The sequence below is a fragment of the Streptomyces sp. NPDC056061 genome (assembly GCF_042266885.1).
In the GTDB taxonomy this organism is placed as follows: Bacteria; Actinomycetota; Actinomycetes; order Streptomycetales; family Streptomycetaceae; genus Streptomyces.
On the sequence record NZ_JBHJWQ010000041.1, the window covers coordinates 25314 to 47067 of the forward strand.

Annotated in this window: 20 protein-coding genes and 1 pseudogene; 4 read left to right on the plus strand and 17 right to left on the minus strand. The window is 71.5% G+C overall.

Going from position 1 to position 21754, the window contains the following annotated elements:
• Window positions 1–2: 2 nt before the first annotated feature.
• The 11 genes from ACFC79_RS34470 to ACFC79_RS34520 form a co-directional block, all read right to left on the minus strand.
• Entirely contained in the window at window positions 3–1262 is a 1260-nt protein-coding gene (locus ACFC79_RS34470) for a cytochrome P450 (protein WP_376248691.1), read from the minus strand.
• Window positions 1263–1372: 110 nt separating this feature from the next.
• The gene (locus ACFC79_RS34475) at window positions 1373–2137 is read right to left on the minus strand and encodes an IclR family transcriptional regulator (protein ID WP_376248694.1); all 765 of its coding nucleotides are present in this window, start codon (window positions 2135–2137) and stop codon (window positions 1373–1375) included.
• Between the two features lie 140 nt (window positions 2138–2277).
• The gene (locus ACFC79_RS34480) at window positions 2278–2967 is read right to left on the minus strand and encodes an HD domain-containing protein (RefSeq protein WP_376248697.1); all 690 of its coding nucleotides are present in this window, start codon (window positions 2965–2967) and stop codon (window positions 2278–2280) included.
• A gap of 2 nt (window positions 2968–2969) precedes the next feature.
• On the minus strand, window positions 2970–4163 hold the full coding sequence (locus ACFC79_RS34485; RefSeq protein ID WP_376248698.1) for a 4-hydroxybenzoate 3-monooxygenase: 1194 nt from the start codon (window positions 4161–4163) through the stop codon (window positions 2970–2972).
• A 154-nt stretch (window positions 4164–4317) separates the two neighbouring features.
• A complete protein-coding gene (gene pcaD, locus ACFC79_RS34490) occupies window positions 4318–5520 on the minus strand; it encodes a 3-oxoadipate enol-lactonase (protein ID WP_376248701.1) in 1203 nt (400 codons plus the stop codon).
• Window positions 5517–6881 (minus strand): 3-carboxy-cis,cis-muconate cycloisomerase, encoded by a 1365-nt coding sequence (gene pcaB, locus ACFC79_RS34495; protein WP_376248703.1) that lies wholly within the window; start codon window positions 6879–6881, stop codon window positions 5517–5519. The genes pcaD and pcaB overlap by 4 nt, the downstream gene beginning before the upstream one ends.
• Window positions 6868–7446, minus strand: a complete 579-nt coding sequence (pcaG, locus tag ACFC79_RS34500; protein ID WP_376248706.1) for a protocatechuate 3,4-dioxygenase subunit alpha — start codon at window positions 7444–7446, stop codon at window positions 6868–6870. The genes pcaB and pcaG overlap by 14 nt, the downstream gene beginning before the upstream one ends.
• Window positions 7443–8195 (minus strand): protocatechuate 3,4-dioxygenase subunit beta, encoded by a 753-nt coding sequence (gene pcaH, locus ACFC79_RS34505; RefSeq protein ID WP_376248709.1) that lies wholly within the window; start codon window positions 8193–8195, stop codon window positions 7443–7445. The genes pcaG and pcaH overlap by 4 nt, the downstream gene beginning before the upstream one ends.
• A gap of 20 nt (window positions 8196–8215) precedes the next feature.
• Entirely contained in the window at window positions 8216–9406 is a 1191-nt protein-coding gene (locus ACFC79_RS34510) for a thiolase family protein (protein ID WP_376248712.1), read from the minus strand.
• Between the two features lie 2 nt (window positions 9407–9408).
• On the minus strand, window positions 9409–10050 hold the full coding sequence (locus ACFC79_RS34515; RefSeq protein WP_376248715.1) for a CoA transferase subunit B: 642 nt from the start codon (window positions 10048–10050) through the stop codon (window positions 9409–9411).
• Window positions 10047–10820, minus strand: coding sequence for a CoA transferase subunit A (locus ACFC79_RS34520; RefSeq protein WP_376248718.1), 774 nt, complete (start codon window positions 10818–10820; stop codon window positions 10047–10049). The genes ACFC79_RS34515 and ACFC79_RS34520 overlap by 4 nt, the downstream gene beginning before the upstream one ends.
• Window positions 10821–11012: 192 nt before the next feature.
• Between ACFC79_RS34520 and ACFC79_RS34525 the strand changes: the two genes are divergently transcribed.
• Window positions 11013–12665 carry an IclR family transcriptional regulator C-terminal domain-containing protein gene (locus ACFC79_RS34525; protein WP_376248721.1) on the plus strand — a complete coding sequence of 551 codons (1653 nt, stop codon included), beginning with the start codon at window positions 11013–11015 and terminating at the stop codon, window positions 12663–12665.
• A 134-nt stretch (window positions 12666–12799) separates the two neighbouring features.
• Here the strand turns inward: ACFC79_RS34525 and ACFC79_RS34530 are convergent.
• The 3 genes and pseudogenes from ACFC79_RS34530 to ACFC79_RS34540 form a co-directional block, all read right to left on the minus strand.
• Window positions 12800–13063 (minus strand): annotated as a pseudogene (locus ACFC79_RS34530) (DDE-type integrase/transposase/recombinase); the annotation flags it as partial.
• A gap of 108 nt (window positions 13064–13171) precedes the next feature.
• On the minus strand, window positions 13172–13537 hold the full coding sequence (locus tag ACFC79_RS34535; protein ID WP_376248724.1) for a hypothetical protein: 366 nt from the start codon (window positions 13535–13537) through the stop codon (window positions 13172–13174).
• Window positions 13534–13851 carry a hypothetical protein gene (locus ACFC79_RS34540; RefSeq protein WP_376248726.1) on the minus strand — a complete coding sequence of 106 codons (318 nt, stop codon included), beginning with the start codon at window positions 13849–13851 and terminating at the stop codon, window positions 13534–13536. Before ACFC79_RS34540 ends, ACFC79_RS34535 begins: the two co-directional genes overlap by 4 nt.
• Before the next feature lie 330 nt (window positions 13852–14181).
• Between ACFC79_RS34540 and ACFC79_RS34545 the strand changes: the two genes are divergently transcribed.
• Window positions 14182–14469 (plus strand): hypothetical protein, encoded by a 288-nt coding sequence (locus ACFC79_RS34545; RefSeq protein ID WP_376248728.1) that lies wholly within the window; start codon window positions 14182–14184, stop codon window positions 14467–14469.
• Between the two features lie 342 nt (window positions 14470–14811).
• Here ACFC79_RS34545 and ACFC79_RS34550 read toward each other — a convergent pair whose 3' ends face one another.
• Genes ACFC79_RS34550 through ACFC79_RS34560 form a run of 3 tightly spaced genes read right to left on the minus strand, consistent with a single transcriptional unit; the run spans window position 14812 to window position 18687 of the window.
• The gene (locus ACFC79_RS34550; protein ID WP_376248731.1) at window positions 14812–15753 is read right to left on the minus strand and encodes a GNAT family N-acetyltransferase; all 942 of its coding nucleotides are present in this window, start codon (window positions 15751–15753) and stop codon (window positions 14812–14814) included.
• A 4-nt stretch (window positions 15754–15757) separates the two neighbouring features.
• Entirely contained in the window at window positions 15758–16123 is a 366-nt protein-coding gene (locus tag ACFC79_RS34555; protein ID WP_376248734.1) for an SDR family oxidoreductase, read from the minus strand.
• A gap of 56 nt (window positions 16124–16179) precedes the next feature.
• Window positions 16180–18687 (minus strand): hypothetical protein, encoded by a 2508-nt coding sequence (locus ACFC79_RS34560; protein ID WP_376248737.1) that lies wholly within the window; start codon window positions 18685–18687, stop codon window positions 16180–16182.
• Window positions 18688–18917: 230 nt separating this feature from the next.
• Between ACFC79_RS34560 and ACFC79_RS34565 the strand changes: the two genes are divergently transcribed.
• Together ACFC79_RS34565 and ACFC79_RS34570 are read left to right on the plus strand one after the other, a co-directional pair.
• On the plus strand, window positions 18918–20081 hold the full coding sequence (locus ACFC79_RS34565) for an ROK family protein (protein ID WP_376248739.1): 1164 nt from the start codon (window positions 18918–18920) through the stop codon (window positions 20079–20081).
• Window positions 20082–20340: 259 nt separating this feature from the next.
• Window positions 20341–21600, plus strand: coding sequence for a Gfo/Idh/MocA family protein (locus ACFC79_RS34570; protein ID WP_376248741.1), 1260 nt, complete (start codon window positions 20341–20343; stop codon window positions 21598–21600).
• Window positions 21601–21754: the final 154 nt, after the last annotated feature.

Consider the following 21754-nt stretch of genomic DNA (forward strand, 5'->3'; position numbering starts at 1 on the left):
GGTCAGTCCTCCCAGATGACGGGAACTGCGGCAGGAGCGCGGAAGGAGAGGTTGCGGCCGAAGCGGATGTCCGCCCCGTCGGCGAGGCGCAGAGCCGGTGCGAGGCGCGCGACCTCCTCCAGCGCGATCTTCGCCTGCAGCTTGGCGAGCATGTTGCCCAGGCAGTAGTGGATCCCGTAGCCGAACGACAGGTGCTCGCGGGCGTTGGGACGGCCGATGTCGAAGGACTCGCCGTCCTCGAACCGGGACGCGTCGCGGTTGGCGGAGCCCATGAGGAGCAGGATGTCGGAGCCCTTCGGGATTGCCACGCCGCCGATCTCGGTGTCGCGCAGTGCCCGCCGTCGCCAGCCGACGATGGACGGGCTGTAGCGCAGCACCTCGTCGACGGCGGCCGGGATACGCGCCGGGTCGTCGACCACGGCCCGCCACTGCTCGGGGTGGGAGAGCAGCACACGCAGCGCGTTGGAGATCAGGGTGGTGGTCGTCTCATGGCCGGCGAAGAGCAGCGAGTAGCAGACCGAGGCGATCTCGTGGTCGCTGATCGGGTCGCCCTCGGCCTGCATCCGGACCATGTCGCCGACCAGGCTGTCCGGTGCGGTCTCGTGCGCCTCGGCGACCAGGCGCCGGCACTCGGCCCAGTACTCGACCAGGTTGCGGGCGTGCGGCACCTGTTCCTCGTCGGTCAGGTCGCCCCAGGTCATCGCCGCGCGCGAGTCCGACCAGCGCTTGAAGGTGTCGATCATGCCGACGTCCGCGCCGATCAGGGTGAGGATGGTGATCGTGGGGACGTCGTAGGCGAGGTCCCGGAGCAGGTCACCGCGGCGCTCCGGCCGGGCCAGCATCGTCTCGAGCAGTCGCACCACGTTGGCGCGGATCCGGGGTTCGAGGACCTTGAACCGGCGCGGCGTGAACGCCTTCGCGGCCACCTTGCGGATCCGGGTGTGCTCCGGGGGGACCCGGGCGGAGAGGCCGGAGTAGGCGGTGAAGCCGCCGTCCTCCATGATCTGCCGGGCCTGCGGTCCCCGCTCGCGTACCGGGGCCTGGGCGTTCTCGGAGGAGAAGGTCTCCCAGTCCTCGAAGACGGCCTTGATGTCGTCGTAACGGCTCACGACCCAGTAGCCGACCCGCTCGTCGAACATCACCGGTTCCTGCGCCCGCAGGGCCGCGTACGACGGGAACGGGTCGTCTTGTTCGAATGGTTCGTAGCCGTGGTGGACCGGACACGCCGGTGCAGTCCCGGCCGGGCTGTGAGTCGACGCCATTCCGCCTCCTGAGGTGTGTTTCGGTCGTGTGACGACCGCTTCATGGTGTCTTCGGCCACAGAGGCCGTCCAGACGCAGCTTCCGTTGGACGGAAGCGGCTGTGCCCCGGATCAGTGGGGTTGCCGGTTGGCGCGGCGAGGCCGCAGGATGGGGGCAGGCTGCGGTCGCGCCGCGGCGGTCTCGATGCGCTGCGCGACGCCCCGCAGGGTCGGCAGGTGGCGGGTCATGGCGGCACCCTGGTTCGACAGCATCACCAGGCCGATCGCGGCAGGATGCGGCTCCAGGCGGACCGGTACTGCGATCGAGCAGGAGCCCTCGCGGACCTCTTCCTGGGTGGTGGCGTAGCCCTCGTCGCGCACCGTCTGCAACTCAGCCATGAGCCGGCCCGGGTTGACGTGCGTGTGCCGGGTCGGGGCCTCCAGGCGGTGCGCGAGATATGCCTCGCGAACCCACTCCTCCTCGTAGGCCAGCAGTACCTTGCCGACCGCCGTGGCGTGCAGCGGCAGCCGGCCGCCGACGCGCGAGGCCCGCGGAACGCGGGTCGAGCCGTAGATCCGGTCGATGTAGAGCGCCTCGTCCCCGTCGCGGACGGCGAGGTGCGCGGTTTCGTGGGTGAGTGAGAACAGATCCTGGAGGTGGGGACGGGCGGTGTCGCGCAGGTGGCGGCCGGCGTTCTGGGCGACCCCCCACAGGCGCAGGCCGACGATGTAGCGGCCGCGGTCGTCCCGTTCGAGGGCGCCCCACTCGACGAGTTCCCCGACGAGCCGATGGGCGGTGGGCAGCGGCACGTCGGCGTACTGGGCCAGCTCGCTCAGCGACAGTGCGCGCCGGCCGCCCTCGAAGGCGCCGAGCAGCGCGAACACCTTGGTAGTCACGGTACGGCCGTCACCGCGCACGGCACCCTCCTTCTCGGTCGCGGCGATGACGCCACGACGATGACATTGTCGCGTGCGACGACACCTGTCTGCGCGAGACCTCCTTGCACGGTCGGCCCGCGGACGTCGGCCCCGCACCGTCAGCCCAGCGCGACCCGCTGGGGAGTGCTGTCGATCCCCGCGACGGCGGCCAGGGCGCGGGCCATGGCGCGGGCCGTTTCGGTGAACAGGTGGTCGTGGACCCGGCTGCCGATCAGGACCAGCGCCTGTTCCCGGGTGAGCCCGAACCAGTCCATGATCGTGTCGACGCCGTGCGGTGTGAGCCGCCACAGCTTGTCGGCGTCCTTGACCAGCGAGTCGTTGAGCGACAGGGCGGCGGGGCGTGAGTCGTGACCGTCGACGATCTCGACGATCTCCGCGGTCCGGACCGGGTCGTGGCCGAGACGGGCGAGGACGGCCGCGGCGATGGCGGCACCCTCCTTCTCGTGCCGCAGGATCAGGTCGGGCCGCCCGCCCCCGGGCCGGATCGCCTCCAGCACCTCCTCCTCCGGCACCCGCGACCAGCCGGTGTCATGGAGGATGATCGCGGGCAGCACGACGTCGCGGTCCGCCTCGGGGTGCAGGTCGCACAGGGCGCGGGCGAGGCCGTAGGAGTAGGCGGTGTGACCGTCGTTGCCGCGTACGTGCAGGTGATCGACGGCCAGCCGCCACACGGCGTCGTCCTGCGTCCGCCAGCCGGCCGTGCCGGGGACGCCGGCGGCGTCGGGCAGATGGCCCGTGACGTCCTCGCCGAGCTGGTTGGTGATCGGGTGCAGGCGGGGCAGAGCCATGTTCAACGCCCTCCGGGCCAGCCGGTGTAGGCCTCGGCGAGGTACGCCGACCCCGCGGCCGATCCGGTCACCGAGGCCAGCTCGCCCTCCTGGCGCCGCACGTCGAAGGGGGGCGCGTCCGGCAGTGTGTGCAGCATCGTCGTCATCCAGTAGGAGAAGTGCTGGGCCTTCCACACCCGGTGCAGCGCCCGCTCGCTGTAGCTCGTCAGCGGGGCCGGGTCGTCGGTGGTCAGCGCCCGCTCCAGCTCGTCGGCCAGCACCCGGACATCGGCGAGCGCGAGATTGAGCCCCTTGGCGCCGGTCGGCGGGACCGTGTGCGCGGCGTCGCCGGCGAGGACGAGGCGGCCGTAGTGCATCGGTTCCTGGACGAAGCTGCGGAACGGAAGCACGGTCCGCGAGGTGATCGGCCCCTCCTTGAGCACGTGGCCGTTGGCGCCCAGGCGCGCCTGCAGCTCCGCCCAGATCCGGTCGTCGGACCAGGCGTCCGCGTCCTCCGCGGAATCGCACTGGAAGTACATGCGCTGCAGCGTCTCGGTGCGCTGGCTGATCAGCGCGAAGCCGCGGGGTGAGTGGTTGTAGATGAGCTCCGGCGCGCTCGGCGGTGCCTCGGTGAGGATGCCGAACCAGGCGAAGGGGTACTCGCGGAAGTACTGGCGCCGTTCGGCCTCCGGCACCATCCGGCGGCACAGGCTCCGCGAGCCGTCGGCACCGACCAGGAACTCGGCGCGGACCTCGTGAGCGGCCCCGCCTGCGTCGGTGAACCGCATGACCGGCGCCGAGAGGAGGTCGTCGACCGAGACGTCGGTGACGCCGAAGCGCACGTCGCCGCCGTCGCGGGCGCGGGCGTCGGCGAGGTCGGCGAAGACGTCCTGCTGGGGATAGAGGTACGTCGAGGCGCCGACCAGGCCGCGGAAGTCGATCCGGTGGCTGCCGCCGCCGAAGGCCATCTCGATGCCGTCGTGCTGGTAGCCGTCACGGTGCACACGGTCCGAGACACCGGTGTCGACCAGCAGGTTTACGGAGTCCTGTTCGAGGATCCCGGCTCGGTGGGTCCGCTCGATCTCCTCGCGGCTGCGCAGGTCGATCGCGACGGAGTCGATTCCGGCCCGCGCGAGCAGGTGGGAGAGCATGAGCCCGGCGGGACCGGCACCGACGATGCCGACCCGGGTGCGGGAGTGGATGCGCGAGGATGACATACGGCTCATTGTTCGGTGCTCCTGTCCGCCCCGGCCACGGCTGACTTCCGTCCAGCGGAAGTCGCTGTGGCCGAGGCCGCTCGGGTCCGGCCGGTCGGCGGGCCCGCGGGGCCGGCGGCGGTGCCGACAGCCGTGCGGGCGGGGGTGGTTCGGCTCATGGGCGGAGCCCTCCTTCGAGTTCTTCGAGTACACCGTTGGCGACGGCGAAGGCCGAGTTGGCCGCGGGGACGCCGCAGTAGATCGCGGCCTGCATCAGTACCTCTCCGATCTCCGCCGCGGACAGGCCGTTGGTACGGGCCGCGCGGACGTGCATCGCCAGTTCCTCGTGGTGGCCGAGGGCGACCAGGGCGGTGAGGGTGATGCAGCTGCGGGTGCGCCGGTCCAGCCCCGGGCGGGTCCAGATCTCGCCCCAGGCGTAGCGGGTGATCAGATCCTGGAAAGGCTTGGTGAACGCCGTGGTGCCGGCCACTGCGCGGTCCACGTGTGCGTCGCCGAGGACGGCGCGGCGCACCCCCATACCGGCGGTGTGGGTCTCCTCGCGTGTCACTCCGGCCGTGTCCGGGGCCGGGTCGAGGTGGGCGAGCAGCGCGGCGAGCATGCGCTGCGGCTGCTCGGCGGGGGCGAGGTGCGCGGCCCCGGGGATCTCCACCAGGGCCGCACCAGGAATGCCGTCGGCGAGCTCTCGGGCGTTGACCGGCGGGGTGGCGAGATCCTCGCGTCCGCCCACGACCAGTGCGGGTGCGCTGATCCCCCGCAGTTCGGCGCGCAGGTCGAATCCGGCCAGGGCGTCGCAGCAGGCGGCGTAGCCGTCCCGGTCGCAGGCCTTCTGGTCCTCGACCAGGGCGGCGGCGGTCGGTGTCCCGGCGAAGGCCGGGGTGAACCAGCGGGCGGGCGCGTCGGCGGCAAGCCGGCCCAGCCCCTCCGTGCGCACCAGCGCGGCCCGCGCCTGCCAGGCCGTCGGCTCGCCGAAGCGGGCCGCGGAGCAGACGACCGTCAGCGATGCCACCCGCTCGGGATGGTGGACGGCCAGCCAGGTGCCGATCGCACCGCCGAGCGAGACCCCCGCGCAGGCGAACCGGTCGACGCCGAGCGCGTCGGCGAGGGCGAGCACCAGCGCGCCGAGGTCGGCGACGGTGGTGTGCCCGGGTTCGAGGTCCGGCAGCACGGCAGCGGGCGTACCGCCGTGGCCAGGGAGGTCCCAGCGGATCACCCGGTATCGCCGCGACAGTGCCGGGACGAGTGCGTCCCACAGCCTCAGGGAGGTGCCCAGGGACGGGCCGAGAAGCAGCGGGGGAGCGTCGTCGCACCCGTCGACGCGGTGGTGGAGCAGTGTGGTCGACGTCTTCGGTGACGTCATGGCAGGTCCTCTGAGTAGTCGTGGTGGTGGGCCGGGCCGCGGCGCAGGGCTCGGTCGGTGAGCGGCGTGGCGGCGCCGAGGTAGCCGGTCGGGTCGAGCAGATCCCGCAGCCGCTCCGGGGCGAGCAGGCCGGCGAGCGCCGGATCCTCCTCCAGTGCTTCGTCCAGGCCCAGGCCCGCGGTTGCGGCGGACCGGGAGGCACGGGTGAGCAGGCTGCGTGCCTCGGTCCGGCCGACCAGCGGTTCGAAGGCGGCGACGAGGCGCTCGGAGACGATCAGCCCCTCCGTCAGTTCGAGGTGGGCGCGCATCCGGTAGCCGGCCACCTGCAGCTCGGAGGCCATCCGGGCGGCGCCATGCGCCGCTCCGCCGACCAGCCGCAGGGCTTCGCGCAGGGTTTCCCACTCGGCGTGCCAGGCACCGGCCGGGCGTTCGTCCTCGGCGGCCATGGAACCGAAGAGCACCGCCGCGAGCTGCGGCAGGCGGCGCGCGGCGGAGGCGATGAGCGTGGCCCGGACCGGGTTGGACTTGTGCGGCATGGCCGACGAGCCGCCACCGCTGCCTTCCGCCACCTCGGCGATCTCCGTGCGGGAGAGCACCAGCACATCGGCGGCGATCTTGCCGAGCGCGCCGCCGACCAGGGCCAGCGCCGCGCCCAGGTCCGCGACGGGCATGCGCAGCACGTGCCACGGCAGCAGCGGCTCGGCGAGCCCCAGCTGCCGCGCGTACCGGGCGGAGAGCGGCAGCGCCTGTTCCCCGAAGGCGGCCAGCGTGCCCGCGGCGCCGCCCAGTTGGGCGGGCAGCAGGACGCCGGCGAGCCGGTCCCTGGCATCCAGGATCAGGTGTCGCCAGCCGGCCGCCTTCAGCCCGAAGGTGGTCGGTACGGCGTGCTGGGTGAGCGTGCGGCCGGGCATCGGCGTGTCACGGTGCGCGACGGCGAGCCCGGCCAGCGTCGCGGCGGCACGGTCCAGGTCGGCCAGGATCAGCCGCCGGGCACGGGCGGCCACCAGCATCAGTGCGGAGTCGAGGATGTCCTGGCTGGTCGTGCCTCTGTGGACGTGGTCGGCGGCGTCCGGGACGGCCGCGGTGAGGTCCGCGACCAGCGGGATCACCGGATTGCCCCCGTCCCTGGCCCGCAGCGCGAGCGAGCGGGCGTCGAAGCGCTCGGCGCGCGCGGCCGCGGTGACGGCGTCGGCCGCCCCGGCGGGCGCGAGGCCGAGTTCGGCCTGCGCCCGCGTCAATGCCGCCTCGGCGTCGAGCATGGCCTGGAGGAAGCCGTGGTCGCCGGTCGCGGCCTCGACCGGCGAACCCGCCCGGCCGGGCGCCAACAGGCCGACATCGGCGGGCATGTCAGCGGAACTCAAGGAAGACCGTCTCCTTTCCTGGGTCTCCTTGCAGCCGGATGTCGAAGCGGTGGACACCGTCGCGTTCCCGCACGGCCAGCAGCGTCGCGCGCCGGTCGGCCGGGAGACCTCGGAGCAGCGAGTCGTCCTCGTGGCCCGGCAGGTAGGCGCGGGTGTGCAGATGGTGCAGCAGGCCACGGGCGAAGACCACGACGCCGAGATAGGGAGCGTCGGCGGGTGGCGGCAGCGTGCGCAGCGTGTAGTGGCCGTCGGCGTCCACGGCGACGCGGCCGAAGCCGGTGAAGTCCACCCCATGACGGCCGAGGACCGCACCGGTGACGGGGTCGCGGCGCATCGAGCCCGGCGCACCGGCCCGTGAACCCTCCGGGCTCGCCTGCCAGAACTCCAGCAGCGCGTCGGGGACAGGCCGTCCCTCGCCGTCCAGCACGCGTCCGTGCAGGGTCACGGCACGCGGGTCACCGACCGGTGCGACGTCCCCGCCGCCCGCGAAGGGCAGTGCGTACCCGAAGAAGGGCCCCACGGTCTGAGAGGGCGTGATGTCCTTCGCGGTCACCTGGCTGCTCACCTGGCCTCATCCTCCTGCTGCTCGGTCCAGGTGGCCCCGGGGCCGTCGAGGACGATGTCGAAGCGGTAGCCGAGCGACCATTCGTGCCGGGACAGATCGTGGACGTATGCGGCGACCAGCCGCTCGCGGGCCGCCGGGTCGGTGACGGACTGGTAGATCGGGTCATAGGGGAAGAGCGGATCGCCCGGGAAGTACATCTGGGTGATCAGGCGCTGGGTGAACGCGGTGCCGAAGAGCGAGAAGTGGATGTGTGCCGGACGCCAGGCGTTGCGGTGGTTGCGCCACGGGTACGCGCCCGGCTTGATGGTGGTGAACGTGTAGCTGCCCCGGTCGTCCGTCAGGCAGCGTCCGATGCCGGTGAAGTTGGGGTCGAGCGGCGCCGGGTGCTGGTCGCGTTGGTGGGCGTAGCGACCGGAGGCGTTGGCCTGCCAGATCTCGATGAGTTGGCCGCGCACGGGGCGCCCGTCGCGGTCGAGTACCCGGCCGGTGACGGTGATGCGCTCGCCCAGCGGCTCGCCGGAGTGCCGGCGGGTCAGATCGCTGTCCAGCGCGGTCACGTCGGTGTGTCCGAAGACCGGGCCGGTCAGCTCGACCGCCTCCGGGTCCCCGACCACGACCAGCGGCTGGGTGGGGTGGCGCAGCAGCGTGCTGCGGTAGGGGGCGTAGGAACGGGACGGGTGGACATCGCCGTCCGGTCGGATCGCCGCCATCTCGGCATCGATCACGCCCTGCTCGATGAGTTCGCTCATCTCCTTGTCCTTTCTACGGTTCAGCGCTCAAGTACGAGGGCGAGGCCCTGCCCGACGCCGATGCACAGCGTGGCGAGCCCGGTGCCCGCACCGTGGGCGGCGAGCTGGTGGGCGACGGAGCCGACGAGGCGGGCGCCGGAGGCTCCGAGGGGGTGGCCGACAGCGATCGCGCCGCCGCGCGGGTTGACCTTGGCCGGGTCCAGCTCGGGCAGTTCCGCGAGGCAGCCCAGGGCCTGGGCGGCGAACGCCTCGTTCAGCTCCACGGTGAGCAGGTCGTCGAAGTCGAGCCCGGCCCGCTCCAGGGCGCGGCGGCCGGCCGCGACCGGTCCGAGGCCGAACCACTGGGGCTCGATCGCGCTGACCGCGCCCGCGCGGATCCGTGCCAGTGGTTCGCGGCCGAGTTCGGCCAGCGCGTGCTCGCCGACCAGGAGCAGTGCTGCGGCGCCGTCGTTGAGCGGGGAGGCGTTGCCGGCAGTCACCGTGCCGTCGGGGAGGAAGGCCGGCTTCAGGCGCGCCATCGACTCTGGCGTGCCACCCTCGCGGACGCACTCGTCGCGCGGCAGGTCCACCCCGTCGACCGGGACGATCTCGGCGTCGAGCAGGCCGTCCCGCCATGCGCGCGACGCCTTCTCGTGGCTGGCGAGTGCGAAGAGGTCCTGCTCCTCGCGGCTGATCAGGTGCTTGGCGGCGATCAGCTCGGCGCTCTCGCCCAGCGGTACGGTCCACTCGGCCGGCATGAGCCGGTTGACCATCCGCCAGCCGAGCGTGGTCGAGTGGAGTTCCTGGTGCCCGGCGGGGAAGCCGCGCTCAGGCTTGGGCAACACCCAGGGGGCTCGGCTCATGGACTCCACTCCGCCGGCGACGACGATGTCCGCGTCGCCGACGCGGATGGCGCGGACCGCCTGGATCACCGCCTCCAGGCCCGAGCCGCAGAGCCGGTTGACGGTCACGCCGGGTACGCTGACGGGCAGTCCGGCCAGCAGCACGGCCATCCGGGCGACGTTGCGGTTCTCCTCGCCCGCGCCGTTGGCGTTGCCGAGCACGACATCGCCGATCCGGGTGGGGTCCAGCTGCGGGGTGCGTGCCAGCAGTGCCGCGACCACGCGGGCGGCCAGGTCGTCGGGGCGGATGCCCGACAGGGCCCCGGCGTACTTGCCGAACGGGGTGCGCACGGCGTCGACCACGTAGACGTCACTGATCCGCTCGGACATGCTCAGTACTCCTTCGGGCGCAGTACCTCGGCGGCAGTGCGTTCTTGCAGCTTGTCGGCCGTGACGCCCGGGGCGAGCTCGGCCAGGCGCAGCCCGTCCTCGGTGACGTCGAGGACGCCGAGGTCGGTGATGATGCGGTTGACGCAGCGGCGGCCGGTCAGCGGCAGGGTGCAGTCGACGACGATCTTCGCGCTGCCGTCCTTGGCGGTGTGCTCCATCACGACGATGACCTTGCGGGCGCCGTGGACCAGGTCCATCGCGCCGCCCATGCCCTTGATCATCTTGCCGGGGACGGCCCAGTTCGCCAGGTCCCCACAGGCGGAGACCTGCATTGCGCCCAGCACGGCGACATCGATGTGGCCCCCGCGGATCATGCCGAAGGACAGGGCGGAGTCGAAGAAAGCCGCGCCGGGGACGACGGTGACGGTCTCCTTGCCCGCGTTGATCAGGTCGGGGTCGACCCGGTCCTCGGTCGGGTAGGGGCCGACGCCGAGGATGCCGTTCTCGGACTGCAGCACTACGTCGATGCCCTCGGGCAGGTGGTTCGGGATCAGCGTCGGCAGGCCTATACCGAGGTTGACGTAGGCGCCGTCGGGCAGTTCACGGGCGGCTCGGGCGGCCATCTCGTCGCGGGTCCAGCTCATCGGGCCGTCGCCCCCATCTCGCTCACGGTCTTCTTCTCGATCCCCTTGGCCGCGGCCTGCTGCGGCGTCAGCCTCACCACCCGCTGCACGAACACCCCGGGCAGATGCACCTCGTCCGGGTCGATCGCGCCGGGCTCGACCAGCTCCTCCACCTCGGCGATCGTGATCCGGCCCGCCATCGCGGCGAGCGGGTTGAAGTTGCGCGAGGCCTTGCCGAAGACGAGGTTGCCGTGGCGGTCGCCCTTCGCGGCGCGCACCAGCGCGAAGTCGGTCGTGATGCCGCGCTCCAGGACGTAACTGCGGCCGTCGTACTCGCGTATCTCCTTGGCGGGCGAGGCCACCGCGACGCTGCCGTCCGCGTGGTAGCGCCACGGCAGCCCGCCCTCGGCGACCAGAGTGCCGACGCCGGCGGGGGTGAAAAAGGCGGGGATGCCCGCGCCGCCCGCCCGCAACCGCTCGGCCAGCGTGCCCTGCGGAGTGAGCTCCAGCTCCAGCTCACCGGAGAGGTAGCGGCGGGCGAACTCCTTGTTCTCACCCACGTACGAGCCGGTGGCCCGGACGATCCGGCCGGCCGCGAGCAGGATGCCCAGCCCGCCGCCGTCCACGCCGCAGTTGTTGGAGACCACGCTCAGGCCCCCGGTGCCCTGCTGGTGCAGGGCCTGGATGAGCACGTCCGGGACCCCGCTCAGCCCGAAACCGCCTACAGCCAGCGAGGAGCCGTGACCGATGTCGGCCACAGCATCGCCGGCCGATCGCACCACCTTGTCCATGTCTTCGCCCTTGTCTTTGTCAACCCTGCCCCGGCCCGCCCACACGCGGCATGTTCGCCTGATGAACTATTCTTCATCTTCTCCGGTGCAGTGAGTGTCGATCCAGCCATTGCGCCTGTCAAGACCCCGTCCCCGATCGGCGCGTCTGAAGGCCACCGAACGGAGGTACGGTGCGGAGTTGAGGAGGGACCCATGCCACCGACCACCGCCGACTCGTCCGTCGGGCCGCTCGAACGCGGACTCGCCGTCCTGCGCGCGCTCGCCCAGACCCCCCGGGCACGGTTGCGGCCCAGCGAACTGGTCACCCTGACCGGCCTGGCCCGGTCCACCGTCGACCGGATCGCGACCACCCTGCTCCGGCTCGGATACCTGCGCGAGGACGACCGGGAACTGGTGCTCGCACCCCGGCTGATGGAGCTCGGCCTCGCCTATCTGCACAGCAGCGGCATCCCCGAGGCGCTCGGGCCACTGACCGAAGCGCTCGCCGACGAGCTGGACGAGTCCGTCTCACTGGCCGTCCCCGACAGCCACGCGGTGCGCTTCGTCGTGCAGAGCAACCGCAGACGCACGCTTTCCGTCTCCTTCCGCGTCGGCGACGCGCTGCCGGCCGAACGCTGCGCCCCCGGCGAACTCTTCGCCGCCGACTGGGACGCCGAGCAGTACGCGCAGTGGCATGCCCGGGTCCAGGCCGACCCGCACGACGCAGGCTTCCCGGCCGTGCCGCCCCCCCGGCCGCGGTGGGCCCGGCCGACCGAGGCGGAGCTGCGCGCCCGCGCGGCCGAGACGCGCGAGAACGGCTGGGCGCTCGACGACCAGCGGATCGAACCCGGCCTCGTCGCCGTCGCCGTCCCCGTGCATGACCAGGAGGGGCATATGGTCTGCGCGTTGAGCGTCGTCAGCCACACCAGCCGCCATTCGGCGGAAGGGCTGCGCGACTTCGCCCTGGACCGGATGCGGAACACAGCCGAGCAGATGAGCCGCGCCCTCACCGAAATCGGCGCCAGGCCACCGGCTCAGGCTCCGGACCGGGATCACTCTCTGGACGCCAAGAGGGAGTTGGGGCCGGAGTACCTGCAGTCACTGGCCCGAGGGCTGTCCGTGCTGGCCGTTCTCGACCGCCCGGCCGGAATGACGCTCTCCGCGGTGGCCGAGACCACCGCCCTGCCCCGCGCCACAGCCCGGCGCGCACTGCTGACACTGCAGCACCTCGGTTACGTGGCCACCGACGCGGACGGCCGCCGGTTCGCCCCGCTGCCCCGGGTGCTCGACCTCGGATACTCGCCCCTGTCCGCGCTCTCGCTGGCGGAGTTGGCGCAGCCCCACCTGACCGCGCTGGTCCGCGAGTTGCACGAGTCCGCCTCGGTCGCCGTACTGGATGGCGACGACGTGCGCTACATCGCCCGCGTCGCGGCCGGGCGGATCATGAGCGTAGCGATCACGGTCGGTACTCGCTTCCCCGCGCACGCGACCTCTCTCGGCCGGGTGCTGCTCGCCGGACTCCCGAACGAGCGCCGCGCCCAATGGCTGCGCAATGCCCACCTCGAGTCGTTCACCGACCACACCACCACCAGCGCGGACCGCCTCACCGCCGTCCTGGAGCAGACAGCACACGACGGCTTCGCGCTGGTGGACCAGGAGCTGGAGGAGGGCCTGCGCTCGATCGCCGTACCGCTCCTGGGACGCGATGGGCAGGTGATCGCCGCGGCCAACGTCTCCCTCCATGCCGGCCGCACCACCGCCGACGAGGCCCTCAGGACCGTCCTGCCCGCCCTGCGCGCCGCAGCCGGGCGAATCAGCGCCGATGTCGCACTGGTCTCCGACATGCATCCGTTGCCATTCGCCTGAGCTCGACGCCGTCGGTGATCTTGGTCGCTCCCGCGTCGACTGGCGGCCCGCCAGGAACGCAGGCTCGGGCTGCCCCGCTGGCGAGGCAGCCCTGGATGAAGCTTCCCCAAGGGCATCAACCCTCCGGCCCGGCGGCAGGCGTCAGCGGAGGCCCGACTCGTGTACTGGGCCCCGTGATCGGTGTGGATCACCGCTCCGGCGAGGCTGCCGCGGGTCCGGATAGCGGCCGCCAGGGCGTCGGTGACGAGCCATGCGCGGATGTGGTCGGCAATCGCCCGTCCGGCCTGACGTCGTGAATACAGATCGGTGACGGTCGCGAGGCAGCAGAACTTCCCGCTGCCGACGCCCGGGTAAACGTCCTCGCCAAAGCCGAAGCCGACGGCTTCGCCAGGGAGCAGTAGCCGACCAGGCCGACGACCAGCAGCCTTGCTCCAACCTCACCCAGAAACGGATATCAGCTCACGAACCGTTCTCCGAGAAGTCGAGCTGGTGGCTTTGCAGCCGAGTCAGCGGGGCCGGCCTGCTGCGTCATGGTGGCGTCCACTTGCGCGATCGACCAGGGCGAAGACGGTCAGTGCGACCGTCGACGCGGCTCCCGTGGCCAGGGCATCCGCCACGTACCGGCCCAGGTCCGGCCGCAGAATGTCCACGAGCCAGAACAGCACGACAAACCCGGCGAGGCACGCCCCAACAGCTGCCCGCCAGCAGCGGTGATACGCAAAGAACCATTGGGCCAGGCCCATGCCGATCAGGGGGGCTGGGGACAACTGCGGCTCTTCGAGGGCGGCGAGCACCCCGTAACCCAGTCCGCTGACCGTCCAGCAGGCGGCGCTCACGAGTGCTGCCTCGATCCAGGAAACGGGCCGCTTCACTTGTGCCGTCTGTGCTGTCCGCCGACGGCACCACCGGCCCGACGGCGTGCCCGCCGCTGGGACACGCCTGCGGCGGCCACCGAAAAGAGCAGGAGCGGTCCGGCAGCCCAATGGAGCACGGCCATCGGCCAGGCCGGCTCCTTGCCGACCAGCATGGTCGTCATCTTGGCAGCCATACCGATGCCCAGCAGTACATAGCCGAGACCCCAGGCGCGGGCCACCCACGCAGGACCCCCGATCGGCTGCGGCGGTCGGTGCGGCCGGAGCACAGCCAGCCCGCCCAACCACGTACAGCCCAGTGCCAAGACCGTCATGAACACTCCCCCGGCCGTGTCCAGCGCATCGGTTCGGATCCCGAGCATTCGCGTCACACTCTTCTCACTTCACGCGGCCCCCAACGCCAAGGTCCGTCCCCGGTCAGCATGATGGCAGCCCGCACGCGACACCTCATCTGCAGGGTGCGGCCAACGCGGCCGCGCGCCGTGTTGCGCGCGTCCTGTCCCGGATGCGGCACTCCACCGCGTGGCTCTGGTAGCCGGCCGCCGGAGCCGGAGTGGTGGCAGGTCGAGCTGATCCCGCCGCGCGCATTTCTCCTTTGCCCACATCACCCGCCCGTAGCGGCCGGCATCCCGTTCCTCGACGGGATGTGCCTGGACAACGGCGAGGACTTGGCCGCCGTGCTCTGTCGGCACGACAACGTCGCGAGAGTCCTGGCGGGCCACGTACACCGCCCCATCACCGCCGCTTTCGCGGGAAGCGTCCTGGCCACCGCCCCCAGCACCCACCTCCGGAGCGGCCTCGTCCTGCGCGGCGGCGTGCCCAACTACCTGCCAGAACCGATGTCTTTTCTCCTCCACCTCTTCGGCGGCTCCGCCTGGGTTGCGCACACCGTCCCGATCAGCCACGCCACGGCGCTGATCGCAAGCTTCTGAAGATCACGAAGTCGACTGGAGTGCTAAGGGCTGTCCTGTCATCCCTGGCGGGCGCGCGACGACAGATGGGGCACTTCGCCGCGTTGTCGGAACGCCCGCATGCGTCCCGTATGCGGGCGCCCCTCCGCCTTGCGATGCGCCACGTCCGACGCCGCACGCTGATCCACCACGGATGACGGGACAGCCCTTGGGGCACAAAGCCACTCAAAACCCAGGATTGAAAACAGGCACCGAATTCACGGGGCTCAGGTCGAAGTGCGCCCGGTTCCGGCCGAGGGCCCGGTGACGTGCCCTGCTGAATGGACAGCAGGCAAACACACATCGGGCCCTGGGACTGTCGGCTCAGAACGAGTCGCCATGCCAGTGGATTGCTCCCGTGGCCTGCAGCGTGACGCGTATCGCCTCTCGCGGGGCAAGGAGCGGGCGGGCCATACCCACCGTCTGCGTCCGCTCCCGGGCCTGATCCGGGGCGAGAAGCCGGGGCAGGGCAGCGCGGACGGCCGGGTCCTCGGGGAGGTGGGCCCGGCCGATTGCGGCGCCCGCCGCACGGGCCCGGCGGGCCACCGCAGCGAGCAACTCACCGAGGGCCGCCGGTGCGGCTTCCGCCACCGCGCACTCGCGGACCTCGACGGCCTCGCCGCTGTGCTGGGCCACGGTGTAGCCGACCGCCGTCCCCCCGTTGTCCTCGGCGATCAGCCATTCGGCGTCGGGGCCGTACCAGGCCGGCACACGGTGGATCCAGTCGTTGGCCGTCCGCACCGCGGTGAGTGGGCGTGCGGCGTTGAATCCGGCGTGCAGTTCTGCCAGCCGCGGGGCGTCGGCCGGGGTGGCCGCACGGATGCGGAAGCGGGGTTCGGGTGGGCCGACAGTGGTGAGCGGGCCCTCAACCCAGGAGGTGCGGAAGCCGGTCCAGCCCGAGCGCTCGTAGACCCCGGGAGTGGACGTGAACAGCAGGGACCATGCGCAGGACTCGGCGGTCATGGCCTCGGCGGCAATGGTGAGCAGTCGGCGAACCAGGCCCTGGCCCCGTGCCTCGGGGCGGGTGGCGACATTGCCGATACCGCCCACTCGTTCGACCCGGCCGTGGGCATCGCGGAGCTGCCGCGGCACGTAGCAGACGACGGCGTCGACCGTGTCACCGCGCGCGGCCACGAAGGTCCGGCGGTGGCGGTCGGGGTCCAGGGCGTGCAGCGCCGGGAGGTGCGGGGCGTCGAAGCAGATCGCCCATAGCGCGTGCACGGCTGCCTCGTCGGCCGGGGCGAGGGTGCGCAAGGTGTGTGTCATGTCGTCAGGTTTCCTTCTGTGCTGCCCCGGTCACCAAAGGGTGGCAGGGTCGAGCGTCGTACGCCGCGTACGCGGCGGGGCAGATGAGGCGCATCCGGTGCATCTGTTCGGTGAGCACGCCGCCGTCCACGACGATCCGGGCCCCGTCGATGTACGCCCCGGCGTCCGAGGCGAGCAGCATCAGCGCGCCCACGTTCTCGTCGGGCACCGAGTCGCAGCCAAGCGGAATACGCTCCCCATAGGCCGTCCCGAACGCATCACGGTCGAAGGGGAACGTGCCGTCGATCGGGGTCCGGACCGTGCCGGGTGCGAGGGAGTCGGCGGTGATGCCGTGCGGCGCGAGTTCGACGGCGAGGGCCGAGCGCCGCATCGACGACACCGGGCCACGGCGTACGGTCGCCGTGGCCCGATGTCCGCGCGTGGGTGTCACCCGCGCCTGGTCTGTCGAAGGCTCACCGCGTCGACGTATCCGGTCATGAGGTTCGACGCGGACGAGTACAGCGAGACGCGGACCGACGCCGTACCGGGCGGAGCCGTACCACTCGCCTGCGCGTCGATCCAGCGCCGCTGGTCCGCGCCGCGGAGCGGTGCGCCCGCCATCCGGCCGACCGGCTGGCCGGCTCCGTCGAGGAAGCTCAGCAGCAGCACCGAACCGTCGGCGCTTCCGTCCTCGATGTATACCTTGGCACGGGCCCGGTAGTACGCCCCCGCGGCAGCCGGCACCGGCTCACTGGTCAGCTCCGCCGACGCCTCGGGGCCGCTCCGGGCCGCATCGACGATCTTCATGCTGCGTCTGCCGGTGTACGCCCGCTCCTGGGAGAGGGTGAACAGGGTGCCACCGCCCTGCCACCCCGGGACGGTGCCGTCGTCCAGCGGCGCCACCTCGAAGCCGGCGTTGTCGACGGCCACGGTGCGGGTCAGGCCGTGTCGCACCGGGATCATCCGCAGCCGGGACTCCGCCGTCTTGCCGAGGAAGTAGATGTTCTCGTGGCCGTCGGCGCCCCGGGCCAGGGTCATGAAGGCGACCTCCTCGTCGTAGTCGCCGAGTGTCACGTGGTCCATGGTCTTGGGGTCCACAACGGTGAGCTTGCCGGCCAGGGTGGTGTACAGCAGGCCGTCGGCGCCCCAGCGGAGGTATACCGGCCGCCACATGCCGAAGTTCTTCACCTCGGGGTAGACGTTCTTGTACTTGACGACCCGGAGGGTGTCCGGGTTCATCGCGAACAGGAATCCGTCGGCCGCGCCCCACAGCAGGCCGTCGCGGCCGAAGCTGAGACCGCTGATCATCTTCGGGCTGTCGAGGCCGGGGAGGTCGAGGGCGAACTCCTTGACCTTGCGCTCGCCGGCGACATCCCAGACGAACATCTTGGCCTCGGACTCGGTGGCGTCGGTCCCGAGACCGCCGTAGACGGTGGTGGAGCCGTAGATCCGTCCGCCGCGCTGGGCGAGCCCGGCGACGCTCTGGTTGTGGACGATGCCGGTGTAGGTCTTCTTCCCCCCGCCGGCGGGGTCGTAGATGGTCAGCGCACCGCCGAGCTTTCCGTAGTCGGGGATGGAGCCGATGAGCAGCTTGCCGTCGTGGGCCTTCATCACGTACGGCCGGTCCTGTTCGGAGCCGAGGCGGAACTTCTCGGAGACGGCCGGGGTCGCCGCGTCCAGCTTCGCCGAGGAGATGATGCCTCCGGGGTAGATGCCGAAGTACATCGTGTCGCCCAGACCCGCCATGCCCTCGGCCTGGCCCATCGGGAAGCGGGTGGTGCGGCCGGTGCGCGGGTCGAAGCGGGACCCGGTGCCGCCGGGGTAGCCGCTCATGAACAGCGTGCCGTCCGGCGCCGCCTCCAGGTTGTGCAGCGGGTTCGGCGCGCCCTGCACCACCGAGGGCAGAGCCTTGCTCCGCCGTGACGCGATGTCGAAAGCGGTGATCGTGCCGCCCGACTGCAGGGTGACGAGCGAGGTCCCGGGGAGGTCCGGATCATCGAGCGGTATCCATGCGGCACCCCGCAGCGAGGTACCGAAGGCGATTCCGGTCGAGCGGGACTCCAGCGTCGCCGTGTCGATCTCGTACAGCTCGCGGTTGTTGGCGACGTACACCTTCCCGTCCCGCGACTCAAGCTGGTTGAAGGAGAAGACCCCCACGTCCGAAGGTGTGTTCTTGCCGACGGACTTGTCGCTCCACTTGCCGGCGTCGAGGTCGTAGAAGAGCAACTTCATCTGCGGGTCGGCGAACTTGACGAACAGCCAGCCGTCGACGACCGCCATGTCGTAGGCGAAGGGCACCTTCTGGGGCTCCACTCCGAGGAGCGCCGGGACCTGGTCGGAGATCTTCGTCTTCGTACCGGTGGCGGTGTCGAGCCGGATGACGTCACCGACGGAGCCCACGCCCACGTAGACGGATCCGTCGTGGTAGGCGATGGAGCGCACGTACTGCTGGCCGGGCACCATCTGCCCGTAGTCGTGGAAGTCCTTGCTCCGCGGGTCGTATCTGAACACCTTGCCGTTGGGGAAGGTGCCGATCCAGACATTGCCCTCCGGGTCCGTGGTCATCGACCACAGCGACTTCTCGCCCGGAACGGTGCCGAGCTTGCGCACTTCCTTGTCGGCCGGGCTGTAGCTCCACAGCTCTCCCGTCTGGCCGCCGGTGATGGCGGCGATGTAGACGGTGCCGTCGGGGCCGATCGCATGCCGCCAGGACTGCTGCACGCCGGGCAGCGTGAACGAGCGCAGCAGCCGGTTGTCCCGGATGTCGATGACGTTGAAGATCGCGTTCTCGGCGGAGACCGTCGCGTACATCGTGGGCCGGCCGTCCTCCGTGCCCACCACGGCGTCGTTGATGGAGACCGTTTCCTGCTGGACGCCGAGGTCGGCCTCGGGGCCGAACCACGTCCGGTCCAGTGCCGATCTACTGGGGCCGCCACCTCCCCGGGCCGCGGCCAAGGGCGCAGGACCCGCGACCAGAACGGTCAGGGCGAGCAGCAGGATGAGGAGCGGTCTAGAGCGTATTCGGGGCACTGTGGTCCCTCCAGGTTATGAGAGTCTTCCAAATAAGTGAGCGATTTGTTCAGGGGCCTGAGCGACCCCAGCGCCCTCCTGGCGCTTGACCATCGCAATATTTTCGTGGACTCTCTGATTAATCCCTATGGCTGAAACGACGTCAAGAGGAGTACATGGACGCATCCCGACCCGCCGGCGGTGACCTGGCGCAGCTGCGCCGGCTCAACGCGTTCGGCGCGCTGCGGGCGCTGCGAAGCGCCGGCGCGCCGGTGACGCTGACCGAGCTGGCCACGCTCACCGGTCTCTCCCGCGCCTCGGCGGAGGACCTCGCCACCGAGCTGACCGACCAGGGGTGGGCGGCCGAAGTCCCGCCCGCGCCCGGCGCAGTGGGGCGGCCGGCCCGCCGCTACCGGTTCCGTGCCGAGTCCGGTTACGTCTTCGGGCTGGACATCGGCGCCCACAGCGTCCTCGCCGTGCTCGCCGACCTCTGCGGCACGGCCGTCACCACGGCCCGCCGAACGGTGCCACCGGACATCCGGCGTGCCGACCGGCTTGCCGTCATCGGCGACGTGATGACCGAGTGCCTGGACGACGCGGGAATCGACGCCCACCGGATCTGGACGATCAGCGCCGGCACCACCGGCGTCGTCGGCCCGGAGGGAGACGTCGTACTCGCGGGAGCGGCCGCCGACTGGACCGGTGTACGGCTCGCCGAGCACCTGGACGAACGCTGCGCCGGGGCGGTCCTGGTGGACAACGACACCCGGCTTGCCGCACTCGCCGAGCAACGCCTCGGTGCGGCACGGGACATCGAGGACGCCGTCTACATCCACGCCGGTCTCGGCCTCAGCGCGGCGCTGATCATCGGCGGCCGGGTGCACCGGGGGTACGGCGGCGCGGCGGGCGAGATCGGCAGCTTCCCCGTCACCCCCTGGGAGACCGCCGCCACCCGCCTGGCGTGTAGTCCCGCCGTCCCGTCCGACGTACCCCCGCGGAACGCCGCCGCCCATGTGCTGGCCGCCGCCCGCCGGGGCGACACCGTCGCCGCGCGCGCCGTCGACCGCTACGCCAGCGACGTGGCCCTCGGCCTCGCGGCCATGGTGCTGACCATCGACCCGCAACGGGTCGTGCTGGGTGGGGGACTGGCCCAGTCCGCCGACGTCCTGCTCCCTCGCCTCCGCAACCGTCTGGAGCCGCTGTGCATCCGGGTCCCCGATCTCCAGCCGTCCTCGCTCGGCGACGACCGGGTCGCGCTCGGTGCGATCTGGCGAGCCGTCGAGCACGTCGAGGCGACGTATCTCGCGCACAACCGGCGGCCCACGGCGGCACGCCCGTGAACGGCCGTTCCGGACCTCCCGTCATCGACCCGGGCAGCCGGTGTTCCGGATCGCAGGGACCACTGCGCGGTCCGCCTTCCGGCTATCGGGCGGCCCCGGTACGCGCCGTATGCATCGGCAGCCGGCCCCTGTCAGCTCTCCGCACCCGATAACCGTTGACGGCTCCGCGTCCAGGCATCGCCGCGGGAAACGCCTCCCGGCCCCACCACACGCCTTGTCCATCGCGTGCCTTTCCTCCACCTCCAGGGAGCTCTTGGGAATGTCCATGCACCTTCCGATATCCGATCGGCCCGTCCGCGTGGCTCTCGTCGGCGCCGGCAACCGCGGCCTCACCTATGCCGCGTGGATCAAAGCCCACCCCGAACGCGCCCGCCTCGTGGCCGTTGCCGATCCCCGGCCGGAGGCCCGCGCCGCGGCCGGGGCGGAGCTGGAGTTCGACGACTGGCGGCCGCTCGTCGAGGGGGACGCCATCGCCGACGCCGTCATCGTCGCCACCCAGGACCGCAATCACGTCGAGCCCGTCCTGGCGCTGGCGCAGGCCGGGTACGCGATCCTCGCCGAGAAGCCACTGGCGCCCAGCGAGGCCGAGACCCGCACCCTCATCGAGGGCGTGGAGAAGGCGGGCGTGCTCTTCGCCGTCTGCCATGTCCTGCGCTACACCCCCTACACCGACCTGGTGAAGGAGGTTGTCGGTTCGGGCGTGCTGGGCGAACTCGTCAGCGTCGATCACCTGGAGCCCGTCGGCTGGTGGCACTACGCGCACTCCTACGTGCGCGGTCCGTGGCGCAGCGAGAAGGACTCCTCCCCGATGCTGCTCGCCAAGTCCTGCCACGACCTGGACTGGATCTCCTACGTCACCGGGGAGCGCATCGAACAGGTCGCCAGCTTCGGTGGGCTCAAGCACTTCCGGCCCGAGAACGCCCCGGCCGGTGCCGCGGAGCGCTGCCTGGACTGCGCCGTCGAGGCCGGCTGCCCCTACTCCGCGCTCAAGCTGTACGTGCCGAGGCTGCGCGAGCACGGCTCCGTCTGGCCGGTCACCCACGTCACGGACTCCACGGACGAGACCGAGCTGCTGACCGCGCTGCGCGAAGGCCCGTACGGCCTGTGCGCCTATCGCGTCGACAACGACGTGGTCGACCACCAGGTCCTCGCCATGCAGCTGTCCGGCGGCATGACCGCGACGTTCACCATGGTCGCCTTCACCGAACAGACCGACCGCCAGACCCGGATCTTCGGCTCGCACGGCTGGCTGCGCGGCGACGGCAAGCGCGTCACCGTCCACGACTTCCGCACCGACGAGGTCACCGTCCACGAGGTCGGCGCGTCCGGTTCCAACGCCGCCGAGGGACACGGCGGCGGAGACACGGCGTTGGTCGATGCCTTCGTCCACGCCGTCGCCACCGGCGACCCGGCCGCGGTCCGCTCCGGCACCAAGGCCACGCTCGGCAGCCATCTGGCGGCGTTCGCCGCCGAACGTGCCCGTCACACCGGAACCGTCCAGACGGTGCCGGCCCGTTGACACTCCCTCTTCCCCGCCCCACCCTCACGTCCTCGGAGGACCACCTCATGTCCCGTCTTCTCACCCGCCGTTCCAGAGTCCGCGCCGTCGCCGCCCCGGTCGTGGCCACCGTGCTCGCCGCCGGTGTGCTGGCCGGATGTTCCAGCGACAGCGA

Excerpts from the sequence above, each read along its gene's own strand:
- ACFC79_RS34470 (WP_376248691.1), bottom strand. The coding sequence starts at position 1,262 with ATGGCGTCGACTCACAGCCCGGCCGGGACTGCACCGGCGTGTCCGGTC.
- ACFC79_RS34480 (WP_376248697.1), bottom strand. The coding sequence starts at position 2,967 with ATGGCTCTGCCCCGCCTGCACCCGATCACCAACCAGCTCGGCGAGGAC.
- ACFC79_RS34485 (WP_376248698.1), bottom strand. The coding sequence starts at position 4,163 with ATGTCATCCTCGCGCATCCACTCCCGCACCCGGGTCGGCATCGTCGGT.
- pcaD (WP_376248701.1), bottom strand. The coding sequence starts at position 5,520 with ATGACGTCACCGAAGACGTCGACCACACTGCTCCACCACCGCGTCGAC.
- pcaH (WP_376248709.1), bottom strand. The coding sequence starts at position 8,195 with ATGAGCGAACTCATCGAGCAGGGCGTGATCGATGCCGAGATGGCGGCG.
- ACFC79_RS34510 (WP_376248712.1), bottom strand. The coding sequence starts at position 9,406 with ATGTCCGAGCGGATCAGTGACGTCTACGTGGTCGACGCCGTGCGCACC.
- ACFC79_RS34515 (WP_376248715.1), bottom strand. The coding sequence starts at position 10,050 with ATGAGCTGGACCCGCGACGAGATGGCCGCCCGAGCCGCCCGTGAACTG.
- ACFC79_RS34520 (WP_376248718.1), bottom strand. The coding sequence starts at position 10,820 with ATGGACAAGGTGGTGCGATCGGCCGGCGATGCTGTGGCCGACATCGGT.
- ACFC79_RS34525 (WP_376248721.1), top strand. The coding sequence starts at position 11,013 with ATGCCACCGACCACCGCCGACTCGTCCGTCGGGCCGCTCGAACGCGGA.
- ACFC79_RS34540 (WP_376248726.1), bottom strand. The coding sequence starts at position 13,851 with ATGACGGTCTTGGCACTGGGCTGTACGTGGTTGGGCGGGCTGGCTGTG.
- ACFC79_RS34545 (WP_376248728.1), top strand. The coding sequence starts at position 14,182 with ATGTGCCTGGACAACGGCGAGGACTTGGCCGCCGTGCTCTGTCGGCAC.
- ACFC79_RS34550 (WP_376248731.1), bottom strand. The coding sequence starts at position 15,753 with ATGACACACACCTTGCGCACCCTCGCCCCGGCCGACGAGGCAGCCGTG.
- ACFC79_RS34555 (WP_376248734.1), bottom strand. The coding sequence starts at position 16,123 with ATGCGGCGCTCGGCCCTCGCCGTCGAACTCGCGCCGCACGGCATCACC.
- ACFC79_RS34565 (WP_376248739.1), top strand. The coding sequence starts at position 18,918 with ATGGACGCATCCCGACCCGCCGGCGGTGACCTGGCGCAGCTGCGCCGG.
- ACFC79_RS34570 (WP_376248741.1), top strand. The coding sequence starts at position 20,341 with ATGTCCATGCACCTTCCGATATCCGATCGGCCCGTCCGCGTGGCTCTC.